Origin of the sequence: Haloarchaeobius iranensis (assembly GCF_900103505.1) — an archaeon.
GTDB lineage: Archaea > Halobacteriota > Halobacteria > Halobacteriales > Natrialbaceae > Haloarchaeobius > Haloarchaeobius iranensis.
The window spans coordinates 1-11125 of the sequence record NZ_FNIA01000042.1 but is presented as its reverse complement, the minus strand read 5'-3'; the positions used below and the strand labels follow the sequence as shown (position 1 = coordinate 11125).

11 protein-coding genes and 1 pseudogene are annotated in these 11125 nt (G+C 61.5%); 9 read left to right on the top strand and 3 right to left on the bottom strand.

Translation table 11 applies throughout. The features are described 5' to 3' along the window. A pseudogene (locus BLT27_RS18270) lies at nucleotides 1-250 on the bottom strand (IS5/IS1182 family transposase); the annotation flags it as partial. A gap of 496 nt (nucleotides 251-746) precedes the next feature. Here BLT27_RS18270 and BLT27_RS18265 point away from each other — a divergent pair. The 4 genes from BLT27_RS18265 to BLT27_RS18250 all read left to right on the top strand — a co-directional run bounded on the left by BLT27_RS18265 (nucleotide 747) and on the right by BLT27_RS18250 (nucleotide 3810). Then, nucleotides 747-1721, top strand: coding sequence for a M78 family metallopeptidase domain-containing protein (locus BLT27_RS18265; RefSeq protein WP_089736496.1), 975 nt, complete (start codon nucleotides 747-749; stop codon nucleotides 1719-1721). Nucleotides 1722-1799: 78 nt separating this feature from the next. Beyond that, a complete protein-coding gene (locus BLT27_RS18260) occupies nucleotides 1800-2102 on the top strand; it encodes a hypothetical protein (protein WP_089736497.1) in 303 nt (100 codons plus the stop codon). Further along, nucleotides 2103-2615 carry a PIN domain-containing protein gene (locus tag BLT27_RS18255; protein ID WP_089736494.1) on the top strand — a complete coding sequence of 171 codons (513 nt, stop codon included), beginning with the start codon at nucleotides 2103-2105 and terminating at the stop codon, nucleotides 2613-2615. It abuts the gene before it with no gap. Between the two features lie 271 nt (nucleotides 2616-2886). Further along, complete coding sequence (locus tag BLT27_RS18250; RefSeq protein WP_089736492.1) at nucleotides 2887-3810, top strand: transcription initiation factor IIB; 924 nt, start codon at nucleotides 2887-2889, stop codon at nucleotides 3808-3810. Between the two features lie 55 nt (nucleotides 3811-3865). Here the strand turns inward: BLT27_RS18250 and BLT27_RS18245 are convergent, their stop codons facing one another. Continuing rightward, nucleotides 3866-4867 (bottom strand): hypothetical protein, encoded by a 1002-nt coding sequence (locus tag BLT27_RS18245; protein WP_089736490.1) that lies wholly within the window; start codon nucleotides 4865-4867, stop codon nucleotides 3866-3868. Nucleotides 4868-5027: 160 nt separating this feature from the next. On the opposite strand from BLT27_RS18245, the gene BLT27_RS18240 reads away from it, so the two are divergent. The 3 genes from BLT27_RS18240 (at nucleotide 5028) to BLT27_RS18230 (ending at nucleotide 6209) form a co-directional block, all read left to right on the top strand. Continuing rightward, nucleotides 5028-5420 (top strand): SWIM zinc finger family protein, encoded by a 393-nt coding sequence (locus BLT27_RS18240; RefSeq protein WP_089736488.1) that lies wholly within the window; start codon nucleotides 5028-5030, stop codon nucleotides 5418-5420. Between the two features lie 88 nt (nucleotides 5421-5508). Then, the gene (locus tag BLT27_RS18235) at nucleotides 5509-5997 is read left to right on the top strand and encodes a DUF7995 family protein (RefSeq protein WP_089736486.1); all 489 of its coding nucleotides are present in this window, start codon (nucleotides 5509-5511) and stop codon (nucleotides 5995-5997) included. Nucleotides 5998-6011: 14 nt separating this feature from the next. Then, nucleotides 6012-6209, top strand: a complete 198-nt coding sequence (locus BLT27_RS18230; protein ID WP_089736484.1) for a DUF8129 domain-containing protein — start codon at nucleotides 6012-6014, stop codon at nucleotides 6207-6209. Between the two features lie 523 nt (nucleotides 6210-6732). Here the strand turns inward: BLT27_RS18230 and BLT27_RS18225 are convergent. After that, complete coding sequence (locus BLT27_RS18225; RefSeq protein WP_089736482.1) at nucleotides 6733-8892, bottom strand: PAS domain S-box protein; 2160 nt, start codon at nucleotides 8890-8892, stop codon at nucleotides 6733-6735. Nucleotides 8893-9218: 326 nt separating this feature from the next. Between BLT27_RS18225 and BLT27_RS18220 the strand changes: the two genes are divergently transcribed. Then, nucleotides 9219-9587: a hypothetical protein gene (locus BLT27_RS18220; protein WP_089736479.1), complete on the top strand. Its 369-nt coding sequence runs from the start codon at nucleotides 9219-9221 to the stop codon at nucleotides 9585-9587. Nucleotides 9588-9607: 20 nt separating this feature from the next. Further along, nucleotides 9608-11065, top strand: coding sequence for a DUF8186 domain-containing protein (locus BLT27_RS18215; protein WP_139172415.1), 1458 nt, complete (start codon nucleotides 9608-9610; stop codon nucleotides 11063-11065). Nucleotides 11066-11125: the final 60 nt, after the last annotated feature.

The window sequence follows — 11125 nt, the reverse complement described above, 5'->3', positions numbered from 1 at the left end:
ACAACGTGGATGGAGCGGGGAGATCGGCCTTGCTGAGGCCGATCTCCCCGGTTATTTGTGGCATCTCCTTCAGCAGGTCAATCGTCATTCGGTAGGACGTATCGAGGTAAATCCGCAGACAGTGGAGGGAAACGAGGGCATAGTCGGCGAATCCGCCGCCACCTTCCGGGGCGGCGGATTCGTCTCCATCACCGGTAACAACTTGGGCTATCGGCACAATCTCACCAGTGAAGCGGGAGATTTGTGTCATAGGTAACCGAATCTCTCCGCTTCAACTCCTTTGATTTAGCGACCCATCTCGACGCCGTCTAGTGATTCAACACAGCCCGTGAGCCCGAATCTCCTGCCGGAGTTGACCGTATATCTCCAGAAGGCCTTCGAGATCCTCCCCTTGGGCCTGCGAAGAGTCCGCTGGCACACACTGTCTGTCAAACAGGGAGAGTATAGTCCTTTCTCCGGGAGCAGTCGAAGTTGCGGGGCGCGAAGTGAGATTCGGACGCTCCGCCGTCGCACTCCGGACATTCGACGGGAGCGCGTCCAACTGCAGCAGGACGACACCGCAGGCAACCACCGGCATCCGGCCGTGGCTTGGGTCGGGCTGACGATATCACCGAGGAGCGGATGCGACTGCTTGCCCGACACTACTGCAGTCGTGTGTTGAGGTTCCTTCGACTCGTCGCTACCGAGCACGTTTATTGCTCCCCTGTCGGGTGGGGGAGACCGAAATACTCCCCCGGAGAGTTTCGATGTCCAGCGAGAGAACTCAGACCGATAGTACCGAGACCCACTACTCCCAGACGTGCCGAACGCTGTTCGACGACTCGGACAGCCGTCGCGACGAGATGCACGACTCGCTCGAAGCCTGGATCGAGCAGTTCGCCGAGCTGTCGGACGAAGCGAGAGCAAGTGCAGAACTCCAGGAGTGGCTGGACGTCCAGTCGCGATTCCACGATTACTCCTACCGGAACACGCTGTTGATCAAGCACCAGTGTCCTGAGGCGACGAAAGTCGCGGGCTACAACACGTGGCAGAACGAGTTCGACCGTCACGTCTCGAATGGTGAGTCGGCGATCTGGATCTGGGCACCCATCATCGCGAAGCGGTGTCCAGAATGTGGAAACTCGCAGTCCTACCACGCCAGCAGCAACTGTGAGTACGAGGAGACACCACCTGACGAGTGGGAGAAGGGGTTGGTCGGGTTCAAGCCGGTTCCCGTGTTCGACGTCTCCCAGACCGAGGGCGAGCCACTGCCCGATCTCGATACGGAGGCACGTGGTGATGGGAACGAAGACGAGCTGCTAAAGGCGCTCCTCGACGTTGCACCGGAACTCGGCGTCCGTGTGAACATCGTCCCTCCCGAGGAGTGGTCCCACGGGAGTGCAGCGGGTGTCTGTACCGAACGGAGTACGTACGACTGCTCACTGCTCGTCGAAGTCCGTGACGACGACAACGACGCCCAGGTCGCGAGCGTCCTCGCCCACGAGTACGCACACGCCCTGCTTCACTTCGACGTCGACGACGCTGACGAACGCGAGAAGCGCGAGGTCGAGGCCGAGAGCACGGCCTACGTGGTCTCGCAGTACTTCGGCCTCGACGCTTCGCGGAGTGCGCTCTACGTCGCCGCGTGGGATGGTGAACCCGCCGAGACGATTCAGGAGCGATTAGAGCGCATCGTCGGGACCGCTCGGGAAATCATCGGTGCGGTCGATACGGAGCAATGACCGTGGAGACAGCCCACTCGGTGGCTCACATCGTACACACGAAAACGGCTAAGGTTTCTGGCTCACACTGTACACATGATGAGCTCCGATAAGAAGCGCGTCCAGTTCCGGGCTCCGAACCGGTTGATCGACCGAACGGACGCGCTCGCGGCGGTCCTCGGAGAGGATCGAACGGACATCCTCGTCACCGCGCTGCGCGAGTACCTGCAGGACGCGGCTCACGACGATGCAATCACCCAGGAGATCGCGGCTGCGTACTACGACGGGGAGATCTCGTTCGAGCAGCTCAAAGCACTGGTCGGTGCCGAGGAGGCGGCCAACTTCCGCGTGCTGAAACAACAACTAGACGAGGGCTACGTCGACGACGTAGCGGACCTCTAGATGACGGTGCTCGTTGCGGATACCTCCAGTCTCGTGAGCCTCGGCATCGTCGCTGGCGCAGCGCCCGACCCGCTCTCGCAGTGCCTGGGTGCGTACGAGGTGTTGCTCCCGAAGGTGGTCGTCGACGAGTTGGAGGATGTCGCCTCCTACGAAGATCCACATGGACAGGCGGCATCAGCCGTCCTCGACCGGACCACCGACGTGGCGATACAGTCCGTTGCCCTCGATGCCACGTTCCCGCTCGACGACGGCGAGAACGCGGCTGTGACCCTCGCGAACGAGACTGGTGCAGAACTGCTGCTCTGTGATGAGTTCAATCGAATCGGGTTGATCCACGCCTCGTTGGCGGAGACTCGACTCGTGACGACGCCGACACTCCTCTCCGTGCAGGTTCGAACCGGGGCCTACGCTTCGACGGACGCACTCGAACTCCTCGACCAGATCAGTGAGGAACGGAGCTGGGAGGCCAACAGCTACGTTGAGCGTGCCCGGTCCTTGCTCGATACATCGTAGTCGGTTCGGTAGGGGTCTTTCGTTGCTGGATTCGTCCTGACGATGTCCTTCCAGTCGCAACGAGAGCAGTTCGCCGATATCTGCGAGACTGAACACTGATTCGTCCTCGCCGGCATCGTCGACGAGGTCATTATCTAAATAATGATTTTCGAGATAATGACCTCTGTCCACCTCCGTTCTGGTTCAGTTACGCTCTCGCAACGCAGTTTATCGACCCCTGAGGGGTGAGGGGTGTCGTCGAGTCGGCGGCGCTCCCGGAGGACTACAGAAAATGCCTGTTAGCGACATCTATCCACGAACGTTCGACGAAGACGTCCCGCTCGACCAGCACGCGAACGCCTGTCCGGAATGCGAGGGACGAATCATTGCTGCGGGGAACGAGCATGCCTGTGAGGACTGCGGTCTCATCGTCAGGGAACGACGGTTGGACCGTGGCCCCGAGTGGAGCTCGTTCGACGAGGACACGCGACGTCGGTCGGGTGCGCCCATGACCGCTGCGCATCACGACCGTGGGCTCTCGACGACGATCGGATACGGCACCGACAGCAACGGGAACGGGCTCTCGAACCGGAAGCGAAGGCAGCTCTCCCGGCTGCGCCGCGAGCACTCCCGTGGGCGGTACGAGACCAAAGCCGACCGGAATCTCATGCACGGCTTCACCGAGATTCGCCGAATGACCGGCGCACTCGGCCTCGGCGATTCGATCCGTGACCAGGCGTGTTCGCTGTTCCGGACGGCCCAATCCGAGGGCCTGCTGCACGGTCGGTCCATCGAGGGGATGGCAGCGGCGTGTGTCTACGCTGTAGCTCGATGCAATGGGCTTCCACGGACACTCGACGAGGTCGCCGGCGTCGCCCGTGTCGAGCACGATCGAGTGCAGAGCTCGTATAAGACGCTCAACGTCGAGCTCAAGCTCCCAGCGAAGCCGATGATCCCCAGCGAGTTCGTTCCACGCCTCGCGTCGGACCTGGACGTTCCAAATGGGCTCCACCAACGTGCCTTGGAACTCGCTCGAGAGGCCGAGCGCGCGGGTGTGACCAACGGCGTCCAGCCCTCCGGGTTCGCTGCGGCCTGTCTGTACAGGGCTGGCCAGCGCTCGCAGTGGCTGACCCAGCGAGAGGTCGCCGCAGCGGCGAACACGTCGACCGCGACGGTCAGGAACCACCGTGAGCGGCTCGCCGGTATCGAGTTGTAATGAGGAGGTAGTGTACAGCTAGCTACTCAAACAGCCAACGCACGGGTCTGTATACTCAATCTCCATCCTCCAGTGCAGTCGTGTATTCAGGATTCTCGCGGAGTTTGGAGAACGAGACGTAACGGTGGCCCTGAACAAAGGCAACACGTCGATCCGAGTCCCTGGCGGTTTTATCATTCACTACCGGACGGTCAAGTTCGATACCCTCCTCGAGGAACAGCACCTTCTCTGTTTCACCATACCGTTCAGCATTCTGTTCTCGAAACTGTTCGACCGCGTCCAGAAGTTGCTCTCGCTGTGATTGTGAGAGTTCAGGGTGGCTACGAGCGGTATCTCCAGTGAGTTCGATACTCTCGATTGTGCCAGTCACCGTGGGGACGGAGGTCTTGATTTCACCGTCCGTATAGAACGCGAGATGGTCGACAGGCTTGAACGAACGATTCGGCTGACAGAAGTAGAGTCCATGCTGTTCGTACTCCGGCCACGCTTTTCGAGCAGCCACTAACAGCACTCTATCTTCTTTCCCGCTGACGAGGTCCTCGTCGTAGAGGAAGCGGCTGAGCTCTCGCAGCAGAAATGCCTCACGTTCTGTCGGAACGGACATGCTTGCCTCTGCATTCCCGACATCCCGTTCGAGAACCGATTCGATTGTGTCGAGGAGCCCGTCGAAGTTTGCCCAGACGATGCGTTCGTCCCCGATCTCTGTGACCACCTCGGGAAGAGTAGAGTCTGGAGTCAAGACGATGAGACGCTGTAGCTCCGCTGCGTCCTCGTCGAGTGCCTGGAGATGCCTTTCGAGTTGTTCCCGGTCGACACTATCCCGGCTGGTTTTCGTCTCGAACCAGAGAGCCGTCGAACTTCGAATCGCAGCATCCGGAACGGAGTCGACACCTGTGACCTGGTTTTCGAACGAGACGAGTGACAGGTCGGACTCATCGGTGAGGGCTTCGAGAATATCCTCGGCCAGCTGGTTGTTGATGTGCTCCAGGACTGCAACGAGCGTTGAAGTCACTCGGTTTTCGCCCTGTGTGTACGTCGAGAAGAGTGGGTTCGGCATAGCGGAGTGAAATCCGTCTGCTCATTAATCTCTTCGGGCGTTTCTTGCGGGTTCTAGCGAGTAGCCGCAATCTGCGTTTATCCTCACCTGTGGGGTGAGGTGAGTACTGATTTCCACCAACGAACCGCATCCACTGACGAGACTCGAGTTCAGCAAGCGCGTGCGTCGGCGCGCCGAGTACGAAGCCTTCGAGTTCGCGCTCGTGCCCGAGGGCGTGCTCGTGACCAACTGCAGCCACGCCGACCCTACCGAACATCGGTATCTGGTCCGGGTCACTGATGGACTGCCCGCGTCGTGTAGCTGTCCCGCCGACGAGCGGTTCGATGGTGCGTGCAAGCACCGCGTCGCCGTCGCGATTAGAGGCCCGGTCCTCGGTGCTGCACGACGGAATACTGTCGCGACCGACGGCGGTCTGGTACCAGTCGAGCACTCGGATGCTGCATCTGCTGATAAGGATGACTGTGACTGTAGCGAGCTTCCGGACGGCGTCCCTTGCTGGCCGTGCTTCCGGGACGGTGAACGAGAGTTCGAGAACGAGTCGTTGTCCGACTGAGCGACCGCAGCCAGTTTGTGGCGCTGGCACCGGGTGCCAGCGCGACTGATCGGCCCTATGGTTGACGGCGTGCTGGTGAGGTTCGACAATGCACCAGTTGATATACGCACTCGTCGAGGCACCGACCGAAGACAGCGCGCTCGCGGACGCGTCGATGACGTTCGACCAGCTCGTGGGGGCGACGCCACACGACGCGGCTGTCTTCGACTACTACGTGACGTTCGACATGGACGGCCACGCGACGGCCGGGCGAGACCGGTGGGGCGACCTGCCGGTTGCAGCTCGCATCGATTCAGTCGAGGGGCAGGCGCTCCTCGAACGCGGCTGGACCGCAACCGTCGCCGAGTTCGAACGCAACCTCGAGAAGATTCGCGAGTCGATCTGTGAGTACAGCACCGAGGACGTGATGCGCGACCGGAACCTGGTTCGTCACGCCTGCTACACCCTCGGGGCGTATCAGGGTCCCTCACTGTACCTCTACGACCGACATGGGGACGGGATTCGCGATCCCGAACATCTCGAACGTGTGCTGGATGCGAGCGAGCTGTGGATCGTCCCGGCCGACGTGCACTACTGAGGAGAGTAGAGAGCATGACGTCGCAACAGTTAAGGCCTGCACAGCGACTGGAGCCAGCGGACGTCCGACTCGTCGACGCTGGAATCGCAACCATCGACGATCTGGAGACACTCCAGGCCTGCGTGGCCTACGAGAACGCGCATCAGCAGCGCGTGCAGATCCTTCGTCGACTGAATTTGCGAGCGGCGGAGATCCGCGCCGAGACGGGATAGCACGGGCTCGACACCGACTTTCGTTGCCCGCAGTACCAGTTGAACGCAGGCCGGTACCGTGAAATGACTACCCTTAGCACAATGCGCTTGGCGCACGCCCGTTGGAACGAGTAGAGTACCGGAGAAGTCCTACGCTGTGGTCCCGATGCATCTGCCCATTCCCGACTGACGACCATTATATATCAATTTTGATTAAATTAGCGCGGTCTGTGACGTCTCGATAGCTGTGGCGTTTTTCCGCCGTCAACCACTGTACCTCGGGTGATTAGCCTCGATTCACTGTTTGCGAGTCGGTTACACGTTTCTCACACAGAGCTTTGTATGACAGCCAACAAACTTTTTGATTGTGAATGACCAACATGAATTGGATGGGCCGTTTGGGTCTGTCCACGGTCGGAGCACCCCACGACACCCTCTTCCCATACGTTTCCGTGCCCACAACCCAGGCGCAGCGCTGTCGCTCTCGCGGTCAGTTCGCAGGTATGCAAGGCGACAGCCATCGACCGAGCCGTGGGTGGACTGGTTACTCGGTATCGGTCTGTATATCGAAGCGCGCCCCACCCTCAGCACTCTCGGTGAGCTGAACCGTCCAGTCGTGCGCGGCGACGATCTCTTCGACGATGTCCAGGCCGAAGCCAGTGCCCGCATCCGCAGTCGAGTAGCCCGCCTCGAACACCTTCTCGCGCTCGGACTCCGGGATTCCCGGTCCATCGTCTGCAACGTAGAACCCGGTATCGGTGTCGCCGACAGTCACGGTGACGTCCATTCCGCCGTGCTCGACGCTGTTTCGGACGAGGTTCTCGAACAGCTGCTGGAGTTGGTCCGGGTCTGCATCCACGGAACGCTCGGTCTCGACGACGAGGGTCGCCTCTCGTGTGTCGACCGTCTCCCAGCAGTTCCGGACGACCGCTGAAAGTGCAACCTGCTCGATTTCCATCGCTTCGTCACCCAGTTGCGCCAGGGTGAGCAGGTTCTCGACGAGGTCGTCCATCCGGTTCAGCGCGTACTCGATGTCGTCTGTGTGCTCGCTCTTACACTCGTCGCTGAGGAGTTCGAGACGGCCCTGGGCGAGCTGGAGCGGGTTCCGCAGGTCGTGGCTGACGACGCTCGCGAAGCGGTCGAGGCGTTCGTTCTGCTGGAGGAGCTCGTCCTTGCGCGCCCGTTGCTCGGTGATGTCGCGATCCATCGCCACGAACCGGTCCTCGCCATCGAGGTCGAGCCGGATCAGGTGGACCTCGACCGGAATCGTCCCCCCATTGGACCGCCGGAGCTCGGCTTCGAACCGTCGCGGACAGTTCGTTTCCAGGCCGTCCCAGAACGATATCGCGCGGTCCCTGTCGGCGGTCGCGTCGATGTCCCACACCGTCTGCCCGACGAGTTCGGACTGCGTGTACCCGAGTTTCCTGCAGGTCTCAGGGTTGACGTCCTGGATGACGCCCTCGGCGTCGTGGAGTATGATCATGTCTGGCGAGCCTTCGAACAGCGCTTCGAGCCGAGCCCGACTGGACCGGAGCTGTTCTTCAGCGGTCTTTCCCTCCGTCACGTCGTCGTGGAAGCCGACGAAGCGTGCCAGCTCGCCGTCGGAATCGAACACAGGTGCAACCCGGACGCGGTCCCAGAACACCGTCCCGTCCGCCCGATAGTTTCGCAGCTCCACGGTGGCTCGTTGACGCTCCTGGATGGCAGAGCGGAGTTCGGCGACGGCCTCGTCGCTCGTCTCCGGACCCTCCAGAAAGAGCCAGTCGCGCCCCATGACGTCGGCGCTGTCGTAGCCGCTGAGTTCGGTGAACCGGTCGTTCGCGTACGTGATCGGGTTTCCATCGGTGTGGGGGTCGATCAAGACGATCCCGACGGGTGCTTCGTCCATCGCGCGCGTTCGGAGCGAGAGCTCTCGCTCCGTGGCGGGGTCGTCGACGGGTGAGAACGTGCAGATGAGCGAGCCGTCACCGCTGACGGTGAGTGTGTGGTTCGTCTCGATGACACTGGCATCCTTACGCTTGTACGTTGTCTGGCCCTGCCACTGTCCCTGTCGGGCCTCCGGTAACAGGACGTCGTAGACCCCTTTGATATCTTCTTCACGGTACAGAATCTCCCAGTGCTCGCCGAGTAGCTCTTCACGCTCGTACCCGAGGAGCTCCGCACACGCCTCGTTGACGTACTGGATGTAGCCGTCTTTGTCGAGGATGTTGATGCCTCCCTGTGCCGTCTCGATGGCCTGTCGTGCGTGGTCGGCGTAGCGCTCGGCCCAGTACCGCTCGACGACCTGTTCGACCCGGTTGGCGAGCACGGTGTACTGCTCAGTGCCACCGCCCTTTTGCAGGTACTCCGTGACGCCAGCGGTGATCGCTTCGCTCGCGATCGCTTCGGAGCCGTGGCCGGTGAACAGGATGAACGGCAGGTCCGGGTAGTCCGTTCGGAGCTGCTCGAGGAGCTCGAGGCCGTCCAGCCCAGGCATGTCGTAGTCGCTGACGACGCAGTCGAAGTCGGTCGCGTCGTCTCGAATCGTCGACAGTGCCGCTTCCGGGTCCGTCTCTGTCTGGATGCGAAACCGGTCGCCTTGTCGTTCGAGAAAGGTCGAAACGAGGGTTGCAAACTGTGGGTCGTCGTCGACGTGGATGAGATCGATGGGTTCCGAGTCCGGGTACACGAATCGGTGGCTGTCGCCCCCGGAATCAGTAGTCATGTACAATCGTCAAGCAGCAGGAAGTATGGATTTGTTGGTTGCACGAACATGGGCTATCACCGGGTATCATTCCACAGTTCATCGCTCCGTGGGCGTCGCTTGCTGTCGGTCTCGACAGTCACCAGCCACGACTGGCTGCGGGGAGCCCAACCTCTCCTCTCCGGGACACCGATTATTTCCGCACAAAACTAGGTAGTTTTAATACTGATTGCTATAGGTTATAGGTAAGAAACACGCCGCGCCGCTGCTTGTCTTCTCCGTGTTGACAGGACATGCGCAGAGACGTGTTTCCCCAGCAACCAATGTCCGCACCAGAGACACGGATAGTGACACGTATCGCTCGCCTCACCACCTGCTTCAAGTGGGTCGTCCTTGGTGGACTCGCACTCGCCCTCTTCACGTCACCGGCGATCGCACAGGGCCCGGGTGCCGAGTTCTGCGAGAGCGACATGGCGGAGACGATCCGGAACGCGTTCTCCGTCATCCAGTTCGGCGGCCCGCTCATCGGTGGCTTTCTCGCACTCGGCGCAACGGTGTCGATGCCAGTCATCCGCCGATCCGACCTGAAGAAGGAGCTCAAGGAGATGCGCACCCAGGGCGTCGTCTGGGGCATCATCGTCGCGCCACTGGCGACGGTGATCATCCAGTTCATCATGAACCACGTCGTCGCGGGGGGCACGAGTTGCGCGTTCTAGCGTTCCATACCGTCCTCACGATGACCATGCTCGCATTCGCCGTCACCGGAAGCAGCATCGCACCCACCAGTGGGCCGCCCACGGAACCGGACCACGGTGTGAACGAGACCACGTTCGACAGGCTCTGGTCGGGGGACCCGGATAACGGGAGCATCCCTGCCGATTCCTCGGCAATGGGTGAGCTGGCCGCGTACGTCGACATCCCATTCGACGCACCACCGCGTGCGGTCGACCAGTGGAACGAGGGCGACCACGCGGAGTTCCCCGAGACCGACTGGCGAACGTCGGCGGTTCCCGAGAACACAGCTACTTCGCGGGGCGTCTTCGTCAGAGACGCATACGTCCGGACGTTCGCCATCTCGCCGTCGACGAGGGCACACCTCTCCCCGAACGAGACGTCGCTGTACGTCGCGCCCAACGGGACGGTGTTCGCGACGCTCGACTATCGGGTCGACCTGCCTCCGTCGACGAACACGAGCGACGAGCGAAAGACGTGGAGCGTCCTCGATACCGAGAGCGAAGTCGCACTCCGCATCGACAACACGACGGTCGATACGGTCGAGGGGACTGCGACTCCCACGCTCACGTACGCGGAACTCAACGAACGGCCAGGGACCGAGCACATGCTCACCGTCGACGCGGAAATCACGGTCACGCTGGAGGAACTCGTCGAGACCCGCGTCGAGCACTGTACGGACCCGGACAACGAGTCGACGTGTGAGGAGGTCTGGGTCCGGAACGCGACCACGCACGTCGAGACGATTTCAGTCCGTGATTCGACGGACGTGACCGCGTACGAGCTGGTCGCGTCCGTCCGTGCCGTGGAGTATCCGAACGGCGACCTCGGCGTCGGGGTCACCTCACCGCAGCCGTGGCAGGGCTTCGCGCTCGAGAACGGCTCAGTGAGCGGCTCGTGGGGGTTCTACTCCGCCCGGGATTCCGACTGGGACACACTGGAGCGTTGGCAGGCGTGGAACCACTCCATCACCGTCGTCTCGCCGTCGGTCCCGTTGCAGGTGCATGCGTTCCCATCCCCGCAGTCTCGTGGCCCGGAGACAGCCACGGAGGGATCGGTCGACGTGCTGGCCAGCGACGGCCATACCGCGCCTGCACCGTCGCTTCCCGAGTCAATCGACCTCGACGTCGCCACGGGTGAGTTCACCTCGAGCGACCGTATCGCCGTCCGTGACGACGGGTCGTCGCGGAAGACGCCAGTCGTAGTCCACGGCCTCGTTCGTGGCGTAACCGTCGAGCGGTCGCTGGGCGAACTCGACCGGGTCGACCTCGCCACACGGAATCTGACCGTCGATGTCGTCGAGGTGAGCGAGGATAACGTGACTTTGGCGGTCACCCTCCGCGACAACGAGACGGGTGCGCCGATCAGCACGGACTGGACGACCGGTATCGTCCGGGTGAACGGCGAGCCGGTCCAGACGAACGAACATCAGTACCTCACAAAGCATCGCCAGTTAGCCTGACCTGAGACACCTGTTCTGTTGGGATGAGTCGTCGCTACTGGTCAAGCAACGCTGATCGAA

Bases quoted from the DNA above. Each gene is read 5' to 3' on its own strand.
- BLT27_RS18265 (WP_089736496.1), top strand. From the start codon at position 747: ATGTCCAGCGAGAGAACTCAGACCGATAGTACCGAGACCCACTACTCC.
- BLT27_RS18260 (WP_089736497.1), top strand. From the start codon at position 1,800: ATGAGCTCCGATAAGAAGCGCGTCCAGTTCCGGGCTCCGAACCGGTTG.
- BLT27_RS18255 (WP_089736494.1), top strand. From the start codon at position 2,103: ATGACGGTGCTCGTTGCGGATACCTCCAGTCTCGTGAGCCTCGGCATC.
- BLT27_RS18250 (WP_089736492.1), top strand. From the start codon at position 2,887: ATGCCTGTTAGCGACATCTATCCACGAACGTTCGACGAAGACGTCCCG.
- BLT27_RS18245 (WP_089736490.1), bottom strand. From the start codon at position 4,867: ATGCCGAACCCACTCTTCTCGACGTACACACAGGGCGAAAACCGAGTG.
- BLT27_RS18235 (WP_089736486.1), top strand. From the start codon at position 5,509: ATGCACCAGTTGATATACGCACTCGTCGAGGCACCGACCGAAGACAGC.
- BLT27_RS18230 (WP_089736484.1), top strand. From the start codon at position 6,012: ATGACGTCGCAACAGTTAAGGCCTGCACAGCGACTGGAGCCAGCGGAC.
- BLT27_RS18225 (WP_089736482.1), bottom strand. From the start codon at position 8,892: ATGACTACTGATTCCGGGGGCGACAGCCACCGATTCGTGTACCCGGAC.
- BLT27_RS18215 (WP_139172415.1), top strand. From the start codon at position 9,608: ATGACCATGCTCGCATTCGCCGTCACCGGAAGCAGCATCGCACCCACC.